Origin of the sequence: Myxococcus faecalis (assembly GCF_050039385.1) — a bacterium.
GTDB lineage: Bacteria > Myxococcota > Myxococcia > Myxococcales > Myxococcaceae > Myxococcus > Myxococcus fulvus.
The window spans coordinates 4,252,417-4,271,642 of sequence record NZ_CP144336.1 but is presented as its reverse complement, the minus strand read 5'-3'; the positions used below and the strand labels follow the sequence as shown (position 1 = coordinate 4,271,642).

The 19,226-nt window shown below is 70.7% G+C and carries 19 protein-coding genes; 12 read left to right on the top strand and 7 right to left on the bottom strand.

The genetic code is table 11. The features are described from left to right. Positions 1 to 219 precede the first annotated feature (219 nt). Positions 220 to 744: a pyridoxamine 5'-phosphate oxidase family protein gene (locus VZQ01_RS16925; protein WP_223749778.1), complete on the bottom strand. Its 525-nt coding sequence runs from the start codon at positions 742 to 744 to the stop codon at positions 220 to 222. A 161-nt stretch (positions 745 to 905) separates the two neighbouring features. On the opposite strand from VZQ01_RS16925, the gene VZQ01_RS16920 reads away from it, so the two are divergent. Next, positions 906 to 1,400 (top strand): hypothetical protein, encoded by a 495-nt coding sequence (locus tag VZQ01_RS16920; protein ID WP_426748368.1) that lies wholly within the window; start codon positions 906 to 908, stop codon positions 1,398 to 1,400. Between the two features lies 1 nt (position 1,401). On the opposite strand, the gene VZQ01_RS16915 is transcribed toward VZQ01_RS16920, so the two are convergent. Then, positions 1,402 to 2,334, bottom strand: coding sequence for an aldo/keto reductase (locus VZQ01_RS16915; protein WP_426748367.1), 933 nt, complete (start codon positions 2,332 to 2,334; stop codon positions 1,402 to 1,404). 151 nt (positions 2,335 to 2,485) lie between these two features. Between VZQ01_RS16915 and VZQ01_RS16910 the strand changes: the two genes are divergently transcribed. From VZQ01_RS16910 to VZQ01_RS16900, 3 genes are all read left to right on the top strand, one after another. Next, entirely contained in the window at positions 2,486 to 3,973 is a 1,488-nt protein-coding gene (locus VZQ01_RS16910; RefSeq protein ID WP_426748366.1) for an LA_2272 family surface repeat-containing protein, read from the top strand. A gap of 93 nt (positions 3,974 to 4,066) precedes the next feature. Then, positions 4,067 to 5,068 (top strand): zinc-dependent alcohol dehydrogenase family protein, encoded by a 1,002-nt coding sequence (locus tag VZQ01_RS16905; RefSeq protein ID WP_426748364.1) that lies wholly within the window; start codon positions 4,067 to 4,069, stop codon positions 5,066 to 5,068. A 173-nt stretch (positions 5,069 to 5,241) separates the two neighbouring features. After that, a complete protein-coding gene (locus tag VZQ01_RS16900; RefSeq protein ID WP_046710649.1) occupies positions 5,242 to 5,583 on the top strand; it encodes an HPF/RaiA family ribosome-associated protein in 342 nt (113 codons plus the stop codon). Positions 5,584 to 5,632: 49 nt separating this feature from the next. Here the strand turns inward: VZQ01_RS16900 and trhA are convergent, their stop codons facing one another. Beyond that, positions 5,633 to 6,289 carry a PAQR family membrane homeostasis protein TrhA gene (gene trhA / locus VZQ01_RS16895; RefSeq protein WP_426748363.1) on the bottom strand — a complete coding sequence of 219 codons (657 nt, stop codon included), beginning with the start codon at positions 6,287 to 6,289 and terminating at the stop codon, positions 5,633 to 5,635. A gap of 128 nt (positions 6,290 to 6,417) precedes the next feature. On the opposite strand from trhA, the gene VZQ01_RS16890 reads away from it, so the two are divergent. The 7 genes from VZQ01_RS16890 to VZQ01_RS16860 all read left to right on the top strand — a co-directional run bounded on the left by VZQ01_RS16890 (position 6,418) and on the right by VZQ01_RS16860 (position 13,905). Next, positions 6,418 to 7,107, top strand: a complete 690-nt coding sequence (locus VZQ01_RS16890; RefSeq protein ID WP_223782272.1) for a TetR/AcrR family transcriptional regulator — start codon at positions 6,418 to 6,420, stop codon at positions 7,105 to 7,107. Positions 7,108 to 7,541: 434 nt separating this feature from the next. Then, positions 7,542 to 7,979 (top strand): response regulator, encoded by a 438-nt coding sequence (locus tag VZQ01_RS16885; protein ID WP_141331305.1) that lies wholly within the window; start codon positions 7,542 to 7,544, stop codon positions 7,977 to 7,979. Positions 7,980 to 8,279: 300 nt separating this feature from the next. Then, the gene (locus VZQ01_RS16880) at positions 8,280 to 9,701 is read left to right on the top strand and encodes a sensor histidine kinase (protein ID WP_141331303.1); all 1,422 of its coding nucleotides are present in this window, start codon (positions 8,280 to 8,282) and stop codon (positions 9,699 to 9,701) included. Continuing rightward, a complete protein-coding gene (locus VZQ01_RS16875) occupies positions 9,701 to 10,477 on the top strand; it encodes a response regulator (protein WP_267701146.1) in 777 nt (258 codons plus the stop codon). Before VZQ01_RS16880 ends, VZQ01_RS16875 begins: the two co-directional genes overlap by 1 nt. A gap of 3 nt (positions 10,478 to 10,480) precedes the next feature. Then, entirely contained in the window at positions 10,481 to 11,227 is a 747-nt protein-coding gene (locus VZQ01_RS16870) for an ATP-binding protein (protein ID WP_223749784.1), read from the top strand. Then, the gene (locus VZQ01_RS16865) at positions 11,227 to 11,634 is read left to right on the top strand and encodes a response regulator (protein ID WP_046710657.1); all 408 of its coding nucleotides are present in this window, start codon (positions 11,227 to 11,229) and stop codon (positions 11,632 to 11,634) included. Before VZQ01_RS16870 ends, VZQ01_RS16865 begins: the two co-directional genes overlap by 1 nt. 270 nt (positions 11,635 to 11,904) lie before the next feature. Then, positions 11,905 to 13,905: an AgmX/PglI C-terminal domain-containing protein gene (locus VZQ01_RS16860; protein WP_426748362.1), complete on the top strand. Its 2,001-nt coding sequence runs from the start codon at positions 11,905 to 11,907 to the stop codon at positions 13,903 to 13,905. Positions 13,906 to 13,937: 32 nt separating this feature from the next. Here VZQ01_RS16860 and VZQ01_RS16855 read toward each other — a convergent pair whose 3' ends face one another. Further along, the gene (locus VZQ01_RS16855) at positions 13,938 to 15,362 is read right to left on the bottom strand and encodes an MATE family efflux transporter (protein ID WP_426748361.1); all 1,425 of its coding nucleotides are present in this window, start codon (positions 15,360 to 15,362) and stop codon (positions 13,938 to 13,940) included. A 276-nt stretch (positions 15,363 to 15,638) separates the two neighbouring features. Here VZQ01_RS16855 and VZQ01_RS16850 point away from each other — a divergent pair, with 276 nt between their 5' ends. Continuing rightward, on the top strand, positions 15,639 to 15,974 hold the full coding sequence (locus VZQ01_RS16850) for a hypothetical protein (protein WP_426748360.1): 336 nt from the start codon (positions 15,639 to 15,641) through the stop codon (positions 15,972 to 15,974). On the opposite strand, the gene pdxA is transcribed toward VZQ01_RS16850, so the two are convergent. The 3 genes from pdxA to VZQ01_RS16835 form a co-directional block, all read right to left on the bottom strand. Next, on the bottom strand, positions 15,898 to 16,920 hold the full coding sequence (gene pdxA / locus VZQ01_RS16845) for a 4-hydroxythreonine-4-phosphate dehydrogenase PdxA (protein WP_426748359.1): 1,023 nt from the start codon (positions 16,918 to 16,920) through the stop codon (positions 15,898 to 15,900). The genes VZQ01_RS16850 and pdxA overlap by 77 nt on opposite strands. A gap of 34 nt (positions 16,921 to 16,954) precedes the next feature. After that, positions 16,955 to 17,923, bottom strand: a complete 969-nt coding sequence (locus VZQ01_RS16840; protein WP_223749789.1) for a peptidylprolyl isomerase — start codon at positions 17,921 to 17,923, stop codon at positions 16,955 to 16,957. Between the two features lie 64 nt (positions 17,924 to 17,987). After that, positions 17,988 to 18,977 carry a peptidylprolyl isomerase gene (locus VZQ01_RS16835; protein ID WP_141331287.1) on the bottom strand — a complete coding sequence of 330 codons (990 nt, stop codon included), beginning with the start codon at positions 18,975 to 18,977 and terminating at the stop codon, positions 17,988 to 17,990. Positions 18,978 to 19,226 lie beyond the last annotated feature (249 nt).

Below are 19,226 nucleotides of genomic sequence, written 5' to 3'. Positions count from 1 at the left end.
CGCCTGTCAGAGAAACACCACGTCGTGAGAAAAATGACACCTACCTGACCTTCCATGGGCGTGGAGGGTAGGTCCGGGGTCGCTAGGACCCGGGGTGAACTGACAGGGTGAGTGTCGAGGGGTGGGGGAAGCCTTCGAGGGGTGTGGGACGGCCCGCGAGCCAACAGTCGGCTGCGGGCCTGTCATGGCGCCCATGTCGCCGTGGCGCAACCCCAAGTGTCAATGGGAGCGCGGGTCGCCCAGCACCAGGGACTGGTGGTCGCCCGGGGCGTAGCTCTTGCCCGTGAGCGCGGCCTTCACCATGCCGACCAGCTGCACCATGCGGCTGGAGGGGGTGTCCCAGTACTCGGCGCGCTCGACGCGCACGCACAGGAGCGCGAGCTCGGGATCATCCATGCCGTCGGGGAACCAGGCCTTGAGCGCGGGGCTCCACAGCTCGCGAACTTTGCGTGGGTCCTTCACCAGCCGGCAGCGGCCGCTGACGGAGACGTAGCGCTCGCGCGCGGGGTCGGAGAAGGAGACGTTGACGTGGTGGTCCTGCTCCACCTCGTCCACCTTGTGCGAGTGCTCGCGGGTGAAGAACCAGAGCTCTCCGTCGAAGTCATGGTCCTGGGTCCACATGGGACGGCTGTGCAGGCTCCCGTCGGCATCCACCGTGGTCATCATGGCGACCTTGATGCCGTGGATGAGCTGCCCCAGGTGCTCGACGGCGCCTCGCGTGCCCTGCTCCTGCTTCTTGCTCATGGCTGCCTCCTGACCTTGAAAACTAGGCAGTGTCCGGAGGCCGGGGCGGGTGGGGCCGGCTGGATGGCGCCAGGGCAGGCGGGCGGTGTGGTAGTGGGCGTGGAGAGCCCTCACGGTGGCGGGGTGGTTGCCGTGTCCGGGGATGGAAAGCGAGTGCGACGATGCTGAAGACCGCGTGGAACGAGTGGTGCCTCAAGGCGCTGCAGATTGAGACGGCGCTGCTGGCGCTGGAGGAGATCGAGCTGCCCGAGGAGATGCACGGGCTGCAGGACGCGGCGGAGGAGAAGCTGTTGGAGCTGGGGCGGGCGTGGAAGGAGCGGCAGCCGGCGAAGGACGGGCGTCGGTGGGAGAAGCAGACCCTGGACAAGGGCACGCCGAGCGACGCGGAGCTGGAGGAGATGGTCCGCGAGTTCCGCGAGGACGGCAAGCCGTGGACGCTCCTGCGCGCGACCAGCGACAAGCAGGAGGTGGTGGAGACGGTGGTGTCGGACGGCAAGGCGTGCATGGTGGCGGGCGGCTCGTACTACCTGGGGCAGTGGGACTCGAAGGACGAGGTGCTGGAGGTCGGCCGCGATGATGACGCGGGCGAGCCGGGCACCGGCGTGGTGCTCGCCGCCACCGGTGAGGTGCAGTACACGCCGGACCCGGAGCTGTAGCTCAAGTGTCCAGCACGCGGGCCATGCGCTCGCGTGTCTTCGCGTCGGGCATGCGTCCGAAGCCCGCGCGCACGTTGTCGGCCACGTGTCTGGGATTGCTCGTGGCGGGCAGCGGGCAGTTCACCGCGGGGTGGCCGAGGATGAACTTCAGGAAGAACTGCGCCCAGCTGTCGCAGTCGAACTCCTGGGCCCACTCCGGCAGCGCGCGGCCCTTCACCCGGCGGAAGAGGTCGCCGGTGGCGAAGGGCTGCATGACGAGCACCGCCACGCCATTCGCGGCGGCGGCGGGCAAGAGCCGCTTCTCCGCCTCGCGGTCCGTGAGCGAGTAGGGCAGCTGGATGAAGTCCAGCGTCTCCTCCTTCAACAGGCGCTCCAGCTCCGGGAAGGCGCTCTTCTGGTAGTGGGTGATGCCCACGTAGCGCACGCGCTTCTGTGCCTTCCACTCGCGCAGCACGGGCAGGTGGGTGCGCCAGTCGACGAGGTTGTGGACCTGGAGCAGGTCCATGCGTCCGCGCCCCATGTCGCGCACGGACGTCTCCAACTGCTCGAGCCCCGCCTCCTTGCCGGTGGTCCACACCTTGGTCGCGAGGAAGGGCCTGGGCGCGTCCGGCAACTGGGCGAGCACGTCGCCCACCACGCGCTCGGCGCGGCCGTACATGGGGGACGAGTCGATGAGGCGCGCGCCCGAGTCGAGGAAGCGTTGCAGCACGTCCTTCAAGGGGGCGCGCTCGGCGGGGGAGGCGCCCACGTCGAAGGTCTGCCAGGTGCCGAGGCCGATGACGGGCAGCGCCTCGCCGGATTTGGGGATGGGGCGGGTGAGCATGGTGGGCTTGGGGACAGGCTGGGCGGCGTGGGTGAGCGGGGACAGCAGCGCGGCGCTGAGTCCCGCGACGAGCACGTCCCGACGCGAGGGTGGGGAGGGGGGCTGGGACATGGCGGGACTCTAACGGGTGACAGTATTTCGTGGGACCGGTGTTCCGTTGCGCGAGGGGGGCGTCACAGCCTCCCGCGAAGCAACCGTGGCTCGTGTGCCCGCGTGAAGGTGGGCCGAGCCCCTCTGGGAAACAACTCAGGAAGGTCCAGCGATGAAGCGCAAGGTCTCGGTGTGTGCGGGCGTCATGGCGGCAATGGTGGCGATGGCCGCGGGGGCCGAGGAGGCGAAGGCGGGCGACCAGGCGCCCGTGGCCTCGGCGGGAGGGGAGGGGTTGGTGGAGGGGCCTGGCGCGGAGCGGGTGATGGCCCCGCCTCCGCTGGTGGAGGCGACGACGGTGGCGGGGAGCTCGGCGCCGGTTGCTGACGCGCCCACGGAGGTGGAGGCCAAGGCCACCTCGGAGGCTTCGCAAGAGGCGGAGGTCCACGTGCCCTTCAGCTTCACCGTCGTCCCGGGGCTGAGCACGTCGGGCTTCAGCCAGAAGAACCAGGTGCACGACGTATCCATCGGCCTGCTCGCCACGCACGCCAAGCGGGTGCGGGTGATGGGGCTGTCGTTGGGCGGCAACTGGGTGACGCATGGCGCGAGCGGCGTGCTCGCCTCGGTGGGCGTCAACGTGTCGGGCGGACCGGTCAGCGGCACGCTGCTGACGGTGGGGGGCAACGTGGTGGGGGCGGACACGGAGGGGCTGCTCGCCGGCGTGGGCGCGAACATCGTGCGCGGCACGATGAAGGGCACGCAGCTCACGGTGGGCGCCAACGTGGCGACGCAGGCGCTGGACGGCGCGCAGCTGGGCGTGGGCGCCAACGTGGCGGGCGCCAACGTGGTGGGCGCGCAGCTCTCGGTGGGCGGCAACCTGGCGGGGGGCACGCTCAATGGCTTGCAGATGGCGGTGGGCGCGAACGTGGCGCGCGGCGTGTCCCGCGGCGTGCAGATGGCGGCGGGCGTCAACGTGGCCTCGGAGCTGACGGGCCTGCAGATGTCGTCGGGCGTCAGCTACGCGAGCAGGTTGGCCGGCGCGCAGGTGTCCATCATCAACGTGGGCGGCGACGTGGACGGCGCGCAGGTGGGCCTGGTGAACGTGGCGCGCCACATGGACGGCGCGCAGGTGGGGCTGCTCAACTTCGCGGGTGAGACGGAGGGCGAGTCGGTGGGCCTGTTGAGCTTCGTCGGCAACGGCCAGGCGCACGTGCAGGTGTGGGCCAGCGATGTGGCGCTGACCAACGTGGGCGTGAAGCTGGGCGGACGTCACCTGTACACGCTGTTCACCGTGGGCCTGAACCCGCCGATGGGCGGAGAGCGGCGGCGCTACACGCTGGGCGCGGGCGTGGGCGGGCACATCCCCGCGGGGCGGTTCTTCTTCGACGTGGACCTGCTCGGCTCCAGCGTGCACGCGAACCGGCTGTTCGACTTCGACGACGACACGAACCACGTGCTCGGGCAGCTGCGGGTGATGGCGGGCTGGCAGCTGTCCAAGCGCTTCGCGGTGTTCGGCGGCGTCAGCGCCAACACGCTCGTCACCTGGAACGGGAGCGACCCGTGGAAGGACCTGGGCATCGGTCCGGAGTGGCGGGAGGTCTCCGACAGCGGGCGCACCATCGTGCGCACCTGGCCGGGCATCCTCGCGGGCGTGCAGATTTGAGCGGGAGGGGCGGGTGCTTCCCGACGTGGAGGGCCCGCCCCATGTTCCCCTCGGACGCGCTCACCTGGGGTGGGCAGTCCGGGGGGCGGGCCCATGGAAGGCACCATGCGCGTGATGGCGCTGCACGCGCCGGGACAGCCGCTGCGCGAGGAGCGCTGGCCCATCCCCCATCCGGGGCCGCAGGAGGTGCTGTTGCGCGTGAGCGCCTGCGCGGTGTGCCGCACGGACCTGCACCTGGTGGACGGTGAGCTGCCCCGCCCCAAGCTGCCGGTGGTTCCCGGCCACGAAATCGTGGCGAGCGTGGTGGAGGTGGGCTCCGAGGTGCTGGGGCTGGAGCCGGGCACGCGCGTGGGGGTCCCCTGGCTCGGCTGGACGTGTGGCCAGTGCCGCTTCTGCGTCTCCGGGCGCGAGAACCTCTGCGACTTCGCCCGCTTCACCGGCTACCAGATGGATGGCGGCTACGCGGAGTACACGCTGGCGCATCACGCGTTCTGCTTCCCGCTGCCGCCAGGGCTCGATGACGTGCACGCGGCGCCGCTGATGTGCGCGGGGCTCATCGGCTATCGGAGCCTGCGGATGGCGGGCGCGGGCGCGCGGCTGGGGATGTATGGCTTTGGCGCCGCGGCGCACCTGCTCATCCAGGTGGCGCGTCACCAGGGGCGGCGGGTGTTCGCCTTCACGCGTCCGGGTGACGAGGCGGGGCAGGCCTTCGCCCGGGAGCTGGGGGCCGAGTGGGCGGGAGGCTCGGAGGTCATTCCCCCCGAGCCGCTGGACGCGGCCATCCTCTTCGCGCCCTCGGGGAGCCTGGTGCCGGCCGCGCTGCGCGCCGTGGACAAGGGCGGCGTGGTGGTGTGCGGCGGCATCCACATGAGCGACATCCCCACGTTCCCCTATGCGTGGCTCTGGGAGGAGCGCGTGGTGCGCTCGGTGGCCAACCTGACGCGGGCGGACGCGGTGGAGTTCCTGGCGCTGGCCCCCCGCGTGCCGGTGCACACGCGGGTGCAGGTGTTCCCCCTGGCGGCGGCGAACGAGGCGCTCCTCGCGCTGCGCGAGGGACGGGTCCACGGCGCGGCCGTGCTGGAGGTTCGCGGGTAGGTGGGGCCATCCGCCCCGCAGGCTCTGCGCGCTGTCCCATTCCTCCGCAAAGCCTGCGGCCCGTGCCGCGCGAACCCCTGACATTCCGCGGGGTTGGTGCTGGCAGGGGGGATGCAATGAGAAGGGGTGCAACCCGAGCCCCGCACGAGCGGGGACAGCACCCGAGGTCGACGATGAAGCGAGCGTTGCAGATCACCTACCGGGGCATGGCGACGAGCGAGGCACTGAACGAGCACATCCGCGACCACGCGGAGAAGCTGGAGCAGTTCTTCGACGGCATCGTCGGATGCCATGTGGTGGTGGACGAGCCGCATCGACACAAGCACCAGGGAAACCACTTCCGGGTGCGCGTGGACCTGCATGTGCCCGGCAAGGACCTGGTCGCCGCCAGGGACCCCGACGAGCATGCCGCGCACGAGGACCCGTACCAGGCCGTGACGGACGCGTTCGAGGCCGTGCGCCGACAGCTCCAGCACTACACCGGAGCGCTGCACGCGCATCACCGCCACGGTTGAGCGCGGTGTGGGTCGGAGAGGGTCCGCGTGAGGGGCCCTCTCCGGGGGCTCATGCCGCCGCGCGCACCATGCCCAGCACCACCGCGAAGTGCAGCGCCGCGCCGACGAGCGTCAGCGCGTGGAACACCTCGTGGTAGCCGAAGACGCCGGGCCGGGGGTTGGGGCGCTTGAAGGCATACGCGAGCGCGCCCAGCGTGTAAGCCAGGCCTCCGGCGAGGATGAGCAGCGTGGCGCCGAGCCCCACCGCGCGGAAGACGTCGCCGAAGTACGGCATCATCGTCCACCCGACGCCCACGGCCAGCGCCGCCGTCACCCACTTGGGCGCGTTCACCCAGAACATCGACTGGAGGATGCCCAGCAGCGCGCCCGCGTAGAGCCACGGCATCAGGCGGTTGCCCACCTCGGGCGGCAGGCCCAGCAGCATCACCGGCGTGTACGTGCCCGCGATGAGCAGGAAGATGGCGGCGTGGTCCGCCCGGCGCATCCAGGTGCGCCCGCGCGGCGACCAGTTCACCCGGTGGTACGTCGCGCTGATGGTGAACAGGGAGACCAGGCTCACCACGTACGCGCCCGCGGCCACGGCCGTGCGCCACGTGGGCGCCATGGCCACCAGGACGATTCCCGCGCCCACCGCGAACGTCGCCGCCCACTGGTGCAGCACGCCGCGCAGCTTCGGCTTCTCCCCGGCGAGCACCGCCGCGGTCATGGCGCCACCCCGCCGGAAGCGATACCCATCCAGACGGAAGCATCCATGACGACGGCCCTCTTGGTTCGTCCCTACCGCATGGTAGGTTCCGGTCGGGTAGGTTACTGGTGAGTAGGTTCGAGGTCAACGTGAAGAAGAAGCAACGGCTCACGGGCGCCGAGCGCCGGGTCCAGCTGATGGAGATTGGCCGGGAGGTCTTCGCGGCGAAGGGCTACGAGCCCACCTCCATCGAGGAGGTCGCGCAGCGGGCGGGCGTGTCCAAGCCCATCGTCTACGAGCACTTCGGCGCGAAGGAGGGGCTCTACGCGGCCATCATGGAGCGGGAGATGGACGACCTGGTGGCGCGCGTGTCGTCGAGCATCACGGACGGCTCGCCGCGCCGGCGCTTCGAGGGCGCGGTGCTCGCGTTCATGGCCTACGTGAAGGACGAGCCCGCGGGCTTCGCGGTGTTGACGCGGGATTCCCCCCTGGCGACGGCGCGGCGCGGCCTGACGCGCGTCATCGACGACCTGGCCCACCGCGTGGGGGATGTGTTCCGCAGCGAGTTCGAGCGCGCCGGATATCCGTCGAAGGTCGCGCCCATCTACGCCAACGCGCTCGTCGGGATGGTGACGCAGGTGGGGCACTGGTGGGCCGCCGAGGGGAAGTCGTTCTCCACCGAGAGCGTGGCCCGTCACGTGGCGGCGCTCGGCTGGATGGGGCTGCGGCACCTGCCCAAGGCCCCGTCGCTGCCCGCGCGCGAGCAGGGGGTGGACGGCAAGCCCGCGAAGGCGAAGTCCGCGCGAAGTGCTCCGCGCGCGAAGTCCCCGGGGCGTTGAGGAGCGGGCGCCTCCGGGGCGAGACGGCGCGACGCCTCGCCCGCGAGTCGCCAGGGAGATGGCTGGCAACGCGAGATCGCCTCCTCCATCGCTTGGGATGGAGCGCGCGAGGTCGCCTGCCCGACGCGCCCGTTCGACGATGTGGCGCGGACAGCGCGAGCTCGACCCTTCCATCGCTTGGGACGGAGCGCGTGAGGTCGCCTGCCCGACGCGCGTTCGACGCCGCGGCGCTGGCCCGCATGGCGCGCGCTCGGAGCGCCGAGGCGCTTGCCGCCGTGTGCGGGACGTCCGCCGGATGACGCCTGTCGCCTCCCCCGCGGGTGTGGGTGCTCGCCATCTAGCGCTCGTGTGCAGGGTGCCAGTGAGTGGCGAACAGTCCTGCGCATCCGCGGACGCGCGCGTGGACCGCTCGTTATCCTCGGCGTCTGCCCGCCATGAATGCTCCGCGGCTCCAGGTCCTGGTGGTGGATGACGAGGCGCCCGTCCTCGCCACCACCGCCGCCGTGCTCTCCGAGGACTTCGACGTCCAGACCGCGCGCGACGCGTTCGCGGCGCGCAGGCTGCTCGCGCGTCATCCGTTCGACGTCCTCTGCACGGACCTCCACATGCCCGGGCCCAGCGGCATCCAGTTGTTGCGCCAGTCGGTCATCCGGGACCCCTTCCTCGCCGGGGTGCTCGTGACGGGCTCGCGCGAGTACCTCGACTGGCGAGACAGGCTGGACACGCAGGGCCTCTTCTATCTGGTGCTCAAGCCCTATCAGCCCTCGGACCTCATCGGGATGATCCGCCGCGCCGCCGAGTCCGCTCGCCTCAAGCGGGAGATGAGCCAGCTCTCGCTCGGCCTGGCCGAACACAAGTGGGGGCCTCGATGAGCCCTCCCTCCGGTCCTCCGGGGGAAGCTCACGACGAAGCCCCCTCGACACACGGCGCTCGCAGCCGGACCTCGCGCCCTCGTGCCGACATCCCCTCACCCCGGGCCGTTCCCCACGAGTCCTCCACCACCCTGGCGCACGACGCACGGCGCCGTGTGTTCCCAGGGCCGCTGCTTCCAGGGGAGCGAGCAGGCACGCGGGTTTGCAGTCATCACTTCCGGACATTCCTTGGCCTATGATGCGAACGGTCTACGGCCCCGTACCGGAGGAACCGCCCGCGGCCCGGGCCACGAACACCCCATGAAGCCCACGGAGGATGTCAGCGGCCCCACGGTGGCTCTGAAGGAACGCGCCGTCCTGCTGTTCCACGAGCACCTGGGCGCCGTGCGCCGTCGCACGGACCGGCTGTTCGCGGGGTTGATGCTCGCGCAGTGGGCCGTGGGGGTCCTGGTGGCCCTCTTCGTGTCGCCCTATGGCTGGTCCGGCGAGGACCGCGCGCTGCATGCACACGTGTACGCGGTGCTCTTCCTGGGCGCGGCGCTCACCGTGTTCCCCATCGCGCTGGCGCACTGGCGGCCCGGGGCCACCTCCACCCGGCACGGCGTGGCGCTGGCGCAGGTGCTGTGGTCCTCGCTGCTCATCCACCTGACGGGTGGGCGCATCGAGACACACTTCCACATCTTCGTGTCGCTCGCCTTCCTCTCGCTGTACCGCGACCCGTGGGTGCTGCTCACGGCGACGTGCGCCACCGTGGCGGACCACGTCATCCGGGGCCTGCTCTGGCCGGAGTCGGTGTACGGCCTGCCCAATCCGGAGTGGTGGCGCTTCCTGGAGCACGCGCTGTGGGTGGGCTGCCTGGACCTGGTGCTGCTGCACGCGGGGAGGGTGATGCGGCGGGAGATGCGCGAGGTGGCGGTGCGGCGCGCGGAGCTGGAGCTGGCGCGCGAGCGCGAGGAGGAGAAGTCCGCCGAGCTGGACCGCGCGCTGCGCGAGCTCAGCGGCTTCCAGGAGCACCTCATCCGCGTGGAGAAGCTGGCCGCGGTGGGTCAACTCGCCGCCAGCGTGGGTCACGAGCTCCGCAATCCCCTGGCCGCCGTGCGCAACGCGCACGCCTACCTCTCCCGACGGTTGAGCCGGGATGCGATTGGGGCCGCGGATGACCCACGCGTGCCCCAGTTCCTGGGCGTCATGGAGCGCGAGCTGGGGGCGTGCGCGAAGATCATCTCCGACCTGCTCGACTTCGCGCGCGAGCGTCCCCCCGCGCTGCAGCCGTGTCCTTTACGACCTCTGGTGGACGAGGCCATCGGCGTGGTTCCCTCCCGGGAGGGTGTTCGCATCGTGAACGATGTCCCGGAGTCATTGCCCGTGCCCAGCCTGGACAAGGAACAATTCCGTCAGGTGCTGGTGAATCTGGTGCAGAACGCGGTGGAGGCCATGCCTCAGGGAAGGACGGGACAGGTTTCAGTGCTGGCGGAAGGTGGAGACGCGGGGCCCTGGGCCATTCGCGTGGTAGATGACGGGACGGGCATCCCACCGGATGTGCTGCCCAAGATTTTCGAACCGCTGTTCACAACCAAGACGCGCGGCACCGGCTTGGGGCTGGCCATTGTGGCCAACATGGTGCAACGTCACGGAGGCACAATCTCTGTGCGAAGCGAAGCCGGCCGGGGTAGTGAATTCCATATTCATCTCCCGGCAACCGCGGCGGCGCAGGCCGCATGATGGAGGACGTGGCTTTGGGCCCCGCTCGCATCCTTTTGGTCGACGACGAGGAGGGGCTGCGCATCACGCTCGCGGCGAACCTGGAGTTGGAGGGCCACACCGTTCTGGAGGCCTCCAACGGCGAGGAAGCGCTGCGCCTGCTGGGTGAACACCCGGTGGACGTGGTGCTCAGCGACATGCGCATGCCGGGCTTGCACGGGGTGGACCTGCTCCGCCGCATCAAACAGGCGCGACCGGACATGCCCGTGGTGTTGATGACGGCCTTCACGGCGGAGGAGCTGGTGGAGGACGCGCTCGCGGAGGGCGCGTTCACCGTGTTGCCCAAGCCCTTCGACGTGGCGCACGCGCTGGACACCATCCTGCGTGCGGCGCGGGCGCCGCAGGTGTTGGTGGTGGACGACACGGAGCCGGTGGCGCGCGCCATGGTGCGTGCGCTGAGCACCGTGGGGCTGCGCGCGCGGGCCGTGTACAGCGGCGAGGAAGCGCTGACGTGGCTGCGCTCGGGCGACTTCGACGTGTGCGTGCTGGATCTGGTGATGCCGGAGATGAGCGGGCCGGAGCTGGTGGCCAAGGTGAAGGCGGCGGACCTGTCGGTGGCGGTCATCGCCATGTCGGGCCACGTGGTGCCGGAGCTGCTCCGGAAGGTGGCGGCACAGGGGGCGGTGGTGTGCATGACCAAGCCCGTGCCGCTGCGGGAGCTGGTGCAAGCGATTGCCCGGGTGAGGGGTCAGCCGAGGGCGCAGGGGCCCGCGGGGACCCAGGGCGCGAGGAATTGACGGATGGGCGCGCGCGCAGACCTCCAGGCTCGGGAGCGGGCCGCGGTGGCGGACGTCGTGGCCTCCACGTTGCGGCATGACCTGCGCAACAAGCTGGCCAGCGTCCGCAATGCCTCGTTCTACCTGATGCGGAAGATGCAGAAGACGGACGCCTGGGGCGCGGATGCCCGGGTGGAGGCCTTCTTCCAGCTCATCGACAAGGAGCTGGCGGCCGCGGAGGAGGTGCTCACGCGCCGCGCGCCGGTGTCGAGCAGTGACCGGCCGCTGTGTCACGCCAGCGAGGCCGCCGAGCGCGGGCTCGCGGAGGCGCGGGTGCCCGAGCACGTGCGGGTGGTGCGCGAGCTCAAGGCGCGCGACACGGTGCCGCTGGACGTGGAGGACCTGGCGCTGCTGGTGCGCTGTCTGGTGGACAACGCCGTGGAGGCGATGCCGCGCGGCGGAATGCTCACGCTGCGGACCTGGGACGTTGAGGAGGGTGAGGGCGGCGTGGGGATTCGCGTGGAGGACTCGGGAGAGGGGCTGACGGCGGAGGCGTATTCGCGTGCCTTCGAACCTTTCTATTCCACGCGCCCGGGACACGCGGGGCTGGGGTTGAACATCGTGCAGCGGTTGGTGCTGCGCCAGGGTGGGAAGGTGACGCTGGATGGGGGGCCCTCCGGGGGGACCCACGTCGAGGTCATCTTTCCCCATCGCCCGGAGGCGCGCGGCCGGACGCGGCTGGGGCAGGACGAGATACGGGGGAGCAAGTGATGGAGACGAGTTGGACCTTCGGGCGATGCCTGCTGCTGGTGGAAGATGACCCGTCCAACCGGATGACGCTCGCGGCGCTGCTGGAGGAGGCGGGGTTCGCGGTCGTCACGGCGGGCTCCTATTCGGAAGCGGAGCGGTGGCTCAACCAGCCGCGGCCCATCGACGCGGTGCTGCTGGACCAGAGCCTGGGGGACGGCTTCGGGACGGGGCTGATTCCGCTGGTGCGTCACCACATGCCGGGCGCGAAGGTGGTGTTCGTCACCGGAGCGGACAGTCCCATCGACATGCCGGTGGACGCGGTGTTCCGCAAGGGCGACCACTTCGACAACCTGCTGGCCTTCCTCTTCAAGCTGTTGCCGCAGCGGCCGCTGGGGATGTCGTCGTCCTCGGGCCCGCGTCGTCCGTGACGCGGGAGTCGCCGGCCTCCGGGCGGGCTGCCTCGGCGTCAGGGTGCTCCGCCGTGTGACAGGGTGTGAGCGCCCCGCTGGGGTGTGATGTCGGTGTGCAGGCGTGGCACGTCGCCGTGTTCGTGCGCGAGCGGTGATACAGCGGACAGCGAGCGCGTGCCCGGGCGGTGAAGCGTCATGCGTCGGACAGACGCGCTGGCGTGCGCCGGACCCATCCCTACGTTGCGAGCCCTGGCGCGAGACGGGTCGCGCGGTCGAGGGGAGGGGTGTGTGGGCGAGCTTCTGACTGGAGGCGAGGAACGGTTCCGCGCGCGGGACCTGGGTGCTCCGGAGACGGAGGGCCTGGGGCCCGGGGATGCGAACGACGCGCTGAACGTGATGGAGGCGCTGGAGGGAGACCTCGACGCGTACCTGGACCGTGAGCTCACGGTGGGTGAGCTGGTGGATTCGCCGTCGTCGCGCGAGGTGACGGAGGGCATGCGCGCGCTGCTGGAGCTGGCCGAGGAGGAGACGCGGTGGCTGGCGGACCTGCCCGCGCCCTCGTGCGCCGATGAGGCGTCGGACGGGGTGGCCACGCCGGAGTCGGTGCCCGTGGTGCTCCCCGAGTGGATGCGCGCGAACCCCCAGGTGCCCGTCGCGGACCCGGTGCGGATGGCGTGGTCGTACTCGAAGGAGGCGCCGCGGGCCGTGCGCGCGACGGGGACTTCGGAGGCTCCGCTCAATCTGCAGGAGCGACCATGGGGGATTCCCCTGGTGCCGCCCTCCGCGCTGGAGGGGAGTGGCGCCGCGGGCGCGCGCAGTGATTGGGATGGCGCGATTGCGCCGGGGATGTCGAACCCATGGAGCGCGACGAGTGGTGCCGTGGCGCACGGGCGTGGCGCGCAGGCGTCGCGTCGGAGCCGTGATGTGGTCTCGGGCGTCCTGCTCGGTGTCGCGGGCGTGGGCGTCGTCGCGGCGGGGATGCTCGTGGTCGCGAGCGTTCGCATCTGGGAGCAGGGCTCGAGCGCGTCGGTTCCGTACGAGCGCGCGGGCGCGATGGGGAGCGTCGCTGGCGCGTCCGTGAACACGGCGGGTTCACCGATGCACGCGTCGGGTGCATACGCCGGGGGCGCCTCGGGTACGTCCGTGAACGTGGAGGGCTCGCAGGTGGGGAGCCTCACGGGTGTCTCGACGCAGGCCTCGGGCTCGTACGTCGGCGGCGCTGCGGGTGTGTCACCGAACGCGGCGGGTTCGCAGGTGGGGAGCCTCACGGGTGTCTCGACGCAGGCCTCGGGCTCGTACGTCGGAGGCCCTGCGGGTACGTCACCGAGCGTGGCGGGTGCGCAGGTGGGAGTCCTCGCGGGCGCATCGATGCTCGCTTCGGGTTCGTATGTCGGGAGCGCTGCGGGTGTGTCACCGAACGCGGCGGGTTCGCAGGTGGGGGAGGTGATCCCCGGTGTGTCCACCTGGACGGGCATCGGCTCGACGGGCCCCATCGGTGTCCTGCGTCCCGTGCCCTCGGAGGCGTGGTCCCTCGGCGGTGTCCCGGGCGTCTCCGCCGGTGCTGCCCTGCCGGGTCTCGCGAGCGTCGGCACGCAGGGCGCGAGCGTGGGCACGAACGCACGTCCCACGTCGAGCACGGGCCCCAGCCACGCGGACCTCATGGCCCACCGTGACACGCGGGCGGTGAAGAACGGCGAGCGTCGCTCCCGCGTGGAGCCCCCCGCGCCCGTGCCCACCGCGAAGCCCGCGGCCCCTGCGGTCGCCGCCGTGGCGACCGCCGCCGTGCAGGAGATGACCTTCGACGAGCCCGACACCGGCAACGACGCCGCTAGCGCGCCCGCCGACACCGGGGATGACTCGGACGCCGCCAACGAGCCGGAGTCCGAGCTGGATGAGGAGTTCGCGCGCGAGCTGGGCTTCACGGAAGAGGCCGACGCCCAGGCCGAGGAGGACACCGCGCCGACCCGCACGGTGTACGTGCCTCCGGCGCTCGAGGCGAAGCAGCACCTGACGCCGGAGGACGTGAAGCAGGTGGTGCTGGCGAATCAGCCCGCCATCACCGCGTGTCTGCGCCAGCACGCGGCGGACACCTCGGCCGAGAAGAGCGGCCGCTTCGTGATGCGCTGGTCCGTGCAGCCCGGCGGCGAGACGACGAACGTCGCCATGGACACGCAGGCCCTGCGCGCCACGCCGCTCGCCGGCTGCATCGAGGGCGTGGTGCGCACCTGGAAGTTCCCCGTGCACGCGGTCCGCATGCAGGAGCCCATCCGCTTCCCGTTCGTCTTCTAGTCCGCGCGTCGACGAGGGGGCGGGGCCGTGCTTCAGGCCTCGCCTGTCTCGTGTCCGAAGACCTCGCCGGGGTTCGGCGCGGCGGGGCCCTCCGGCGCCTTCTTGGCCAGCGGCGTGCGCCACCGGCCGGAGAAGTAGTAGGCCATGCTCACGGCCAGCGACACCGCGAAGCTCAGCGCCATCGCCAGCCACACGCCCGTCACGCTGTTCATCCGGTGCGACAGCCAGTACGCCACCGGCACGCGCACCACCCAGAGGCTCACCAGCGAGAACACCGTCGTCACGAACGTGCGCCCCGCGCCGTTGATGATGCCGTTGCTCACGAAGATGAGCGCGAACAGCACGTAGGTCGTCCCGACGATGTGCAGGTACGAGACGCCCGGCGCGATGACCGCCGGGTCCGAGATGAAGATGCGCAAGAGCGCTTCCGGGAACGACACCGCCACCAGCGAGATGAGCAGGGTGATGCCGCCGCTGAACAGGCAGCCCCACTTGAAGATCTCCTGCACGCGGTCGTACCGGCCCGCGCCCAGGTTCTGTCCCGCCAGCGTGGACACGGCCATGCCGAACGTCATCGCCGGCATGAACGCAATCTGGTCGATGCGCGACGCCGCGCCGAAGGCCGCCGTGGCCACCTCGCCGAAGCTGTTGACGATGCCCGTCACGAACACCATGCCGATGGACACCAGCGACTGCTGCACCGCCGCCGGCACGCCGATGCGCAGCGTCTTCAACGTGGTGGGGCCCAGGTGGCCCAGCCGGGGCATGCGCGGCGCGACGGGCACGTCCTTCTTGCGCAGGTAGATGATGAGCGCGGTGAGCGCGAGCAGCTGCGAGACGACCGTGGCCCACGCCGTGCCGTTCAGCCCCAGCTTGGGCAATCCCATCCAACCGAAAATCAGGATGGGGTCCAGCACCGTGGTCAGCAGCAGCGAGGCCGCCTGGAAGTACAGCGGCGTCTTCGAGTCCCCCACGCCCTGCAGCAGGCTGCGCGTCAGGAACAGGCCGAAGCCCAGCGGCATGGAGAGCAGGAAGATGCGCAGGTAGCTGACCGACTCCGCGTGGATCTCCGGCGGCGTGGCCATCAACGTGAGGATGGTCGGCGCCAGCCACTCGCCCAGCAGCGTGAGCACCAGGCCCAGCGCGTAGATGAGCAGCGTGGAGCTGTCCACCACGCGGCGCAGCTCGTCCATCCTCCTGGCGCCGTAGCTCTGCGACACCAGGATGCTCGTCGCCATGGTGAGGCCCATGCCGATGGAGAACAGGACGAAGACGACGGGGAAGCTCACCGTCACCGCCGCCAGCGCCTCGGTGCCCAGGAAGCGGCCCACCCAGATGGCGTTGACGAAGCTGTAGGCCGTCTGCAGGAAGCTCCCCACCAGCATGGGGATGGAGAAGGCGACGATGTGACGGGGGATGCTGCCGGTGGTCAGGTCGCGACTGAATGACGGTTTCATGAGCCGAAGCTCTCGTTCAGGGGGTCCATCGAAAGTCCCTCAGGAGCGGCCCTCACCCGAGCATGGGCCATGAAAGGAACTCGCCAGGAGCCTGAGCGGGCCACGCGATTCCAGCGGAGGGTGACGTCGTCTTTCCGGGTCCGGGCGTCCCTCGACACCCATGAGGCAGCTTACGGAGCCCCCCTGTCGTCGCAAGGTCTTTCGTGGGCGCGCCAGGGAGCCTGTCAGGCGAGCATGTGTGCGGCGCGCGGCGCGTGTTGGCCTTAATGTTTCGAAATGTCGCGCAAGCCCCCCCCACCCGAGGTCCCGCCCGGCGCTCCCGCGACGGAGCTGCACGTCTGTCACAACTGCATGGTGCGCCTGGACTCGAGCCTGGGTGGCGTGGATCTGCCGCGCCGCATCCGCGAGGCCGTGGCCGCGCGAGGCCTGGGACCGACGACGCGCGTGTTCTCCTCGGGATGTCTGGGCGAGTGCCCGCTCGGCCTCGTCACCGTGCTGGTGCTGCCTCCCAACGGCACGGGCTCGAGCCTCCAGCTCATCGACGCGGCGAAGGACGGCGAGGACCTGGCCGAGCGCCTCGCGAATCCACCGCCGCCAGCTGGGCGGCCTTGAGCAGCGCCTCCACCATGGGCACGCAGCTCGCCTCGCCCTTGCCCGCAATCGCATAGGCGGTGCCGTGGTCCGGCGACGTGCGCGGCACCGGCAGCCCCAGCGTCACGTTGACGGTGCGCTCGAAGTCCAGCGCCTTGGCCGGGATGAGCCCTTGGTCGTGGTACATGGCCAGCACCGCGTCGTACCTGCCGGCGATGTCATCCGGCCTGGCGAACAGGCCGTCGGCGGGGAGGGGCCCGTGCGCGTCCACCTTCGCCGCGCGCGCCCTGCGGATGGCGGGGCCGATGACCTCCACCTCCTCGCGTCCCAGCAGGCCACCCTCGCCCGCGTGTGGATTGAGCCCCAGCACGGCGATGCGAGGCTTGCGGCCCACCACCGGCTCCAGGCTGCGTGACAGGAGCTTGAGCTGCGCGACGAGCTTCTCCACCGTGAGCAGCGAGGACAGCGAGGACAGCGGCACGTGGTTGGTGGCCAGCGCGATGCGCACGCGCGGCCCGTCCATCATCATGAGCACGTCCGCGCCGAACGCCTCCGCGAGCACCTCCGTGTGGCCCATGAAGGGAATGCCCGCGCGCGAAATCTGCTCCTTGGACACCGGCGCGGTGCATAGCGCGTCCACGTGTCCCTCGCGCATCGCCTCGATGGCGCGGGTGATGAACGCGAACTGCGCGCGGCCGCCGACGCGCGAGGGCTTGCCCGGCACGCGCTCCGCCTCGTTCAGCCGCGTCACCTCCACCACGGTGGGGGACTCGACGCGGCCCAGCGCGGCGAGCTCCACGCGGGCATAGCGGCGGAAGAGGGGGAAGCGCTCCAGCGTGGGCCCGTCCCCGAAGACGACGGGGATGAGCGCGCGACGCACGGCGGGGCGGGCCAGGGCACCGGCCGTCACCTCCGGCCCGATGCCCGACACATCACCCAGGGAGATTCCGACGAGGGGGAGGCTCACGCACCCGAGCATCCCCCGCCGGACCTCCGTCCGGCTACATCTTCACTTCGACGTTCGCCTTCTGCCGCAGCTCCTGCACGTACTGGTCGAGGAACTTGTCCGTCTTCTCCTGGAGCAGCTTGTTCTCCAGCTTCGGACGCATCTCGTCGTACGAGGTGGCGGCCACCGAGCGGCGCTCCTCCACCTTCAGGATGTGCCAGCCGAAGTTGGTGCGCACCGGCTCGCTGACCTCTCCCTCCTTCAGGTTGAAGGCGACCTTCTCGAACGCGGCCACCATCACGCCGCGCTTGAACCAGCCCAGGTCTCCGCCGTCCTGCGCGCTGGGGCCCTCGCTGCGCGCGCGCGCCAGCGAGGCGAAGTCCATGCCCTCGCGGCGGGCCTCCTGGGCGATGCCCTCGGCCTTCTTGCGCGCGGCGGCCACCTGCTCCTCGGTGGCCTTCGGGTCCACCTGCACCAGGATGTGGCGCGCGTGGACCTCCGAGTCCTCGCTCTCCACGCGGGCGTACTGGTTGTAGGCCGCCTTCAGGTCCTCCTCGGTGACCTTCACCTTGGGGCCCACCTTCATGCGCAGCAGGCGGTCCCGCAGGATGCGCTTGCGCAGCATCTCCCGGTAGGCCTTCATCGTCAGGCCCTCGGCGGCGAGCACCTGCTCGAACTGCGCGGGGTCCGTGATGTTGTTCTGCCGGCGCACGTCGTTGACCAGCTCGTCCACCTCGCCCTCGGTCGCGGAGATGCCCATCTCCGTGATTTCGGACTCCATCAGCTTCTCGCCGATGAGCGTGTCGAGCGCCGTCTTCATCAGCTGCGCGCGCATCTCCGCGCGCTTGCGTGGATCCGGGTCGTTCAGGCGCGACACCTCCGGCGCCGCGCGCTGCTGCACTTCCGACAGCGCGATGACGTCGCGGTTCACCACCGCGGCCACCTTGTCCACCAGCTCCGCGCGCGCCGACGTGGCGCCCCCCAGGAGCGCCGCCGCAGCGACGAATGCCACCAGCTTCTTCATTCCGTGCATCCTTCCGCACCACCCAGGCGCCGTCCAACCTTCCGACGACCCCCTGCATTTCCCGTCACTTCGCCGCCTGCGGGACCACCGCGGGCACTCCGCGGATGGCCTGCAGCGTGGCCTCGTTCACCTGGACCTGCGCCTTGTCCCGCAGGTCCTTCTCGAAGGCTTCCTGGGCCTCGGTGCGCTTGTGCTCCAGCAGCTTGGCCTCCACCCACTGCCGGGCCTCGGCGAAGTCCCGCTTGCGGGCGGGCTTTCGCTCCAGCACCTTGAACAGGTGGTAGCCGTACTCGGTGGACACCACGTCCGAAACCTGACCGACTCCCAGCTTGAATACCACCTCGTCGAAGGCCGGCGGCATCTGTCCTCGGGGGAAGAAGCCCAGGTCGCCTCCCACCTTGGCGTCCGCGCTCAGCGAGTACCTGCGCGCCAGGTCCGCGAACTTCTTGCCCGACTTCAGCTGCGCCTGCACCCGGCGGGCCTCGTCCAGGCCCTTCACCACGATTTGCGCCGCGTGCACCTGCTCGCTCTCGTTCAGCTCCGCCTCGTGCGCGGAGTAGTACGCGCGCAGCTCCTCCTCCGTCACCGCGACGCGCGAGTACACGTGGCTGGCGAAGAGCTTCTCAATCGTGAGCCGGCTCGCCTCGCGGGCGCGCAGCTCCGCCATGGACAGCTGGCCCTGGGCCAGCACCTCGTTGAAGTTGCCGGCCGGGTAGTCGCCCGACAGCCTCAACACGCCCCGGTCCACCTCTTCGGGCGTGACGGTGAGGTTGTTCTTCCGGGCCGCCTGCAAGAGCAGCATCCGGTGGATGTACGTGTCCAGCAGCGTGCGCTTGAAGGGCTCGATCTCCTCTGGCGTGCGCTGGGACACGTCCGTGGACGCCAGCTCCCGGGCCAGCTCCTGCTCGAAGTCCGTGCGCGACAGCACCTCGCCATTCACGGTGGCGACCACCGTGTCTTCCGGCGCGGACTTGACCGGGGTGTTGCAGGCCGGGCCCAGCGCCAGGGCGAGCACCAGGGACAGAAGGGGGGCGCGGGTGGGAGAAAGACGCATGCGCGAGGTCCTGGGGGAAGGGTGGGGGCGACTCCCAAAGGTGGGGATGGCCCCCCGAGCTGGCAAGCGAGCCCTCATGGGCTGTGCGCCCTGTCGGACGCCCCGTCGTCGCGCCGCCCGCCGTCCCGGGCGCGCTCGGCTGGCACGTGTCCACCAGGGGCGGCGGCCAGCGGGGCGGGGCGTGGGAGGCGGGGGAACAGACTCATGGGGGAGAGGCTCAGCGGGGTAGCACGCGGCCGAGGAGGGGAC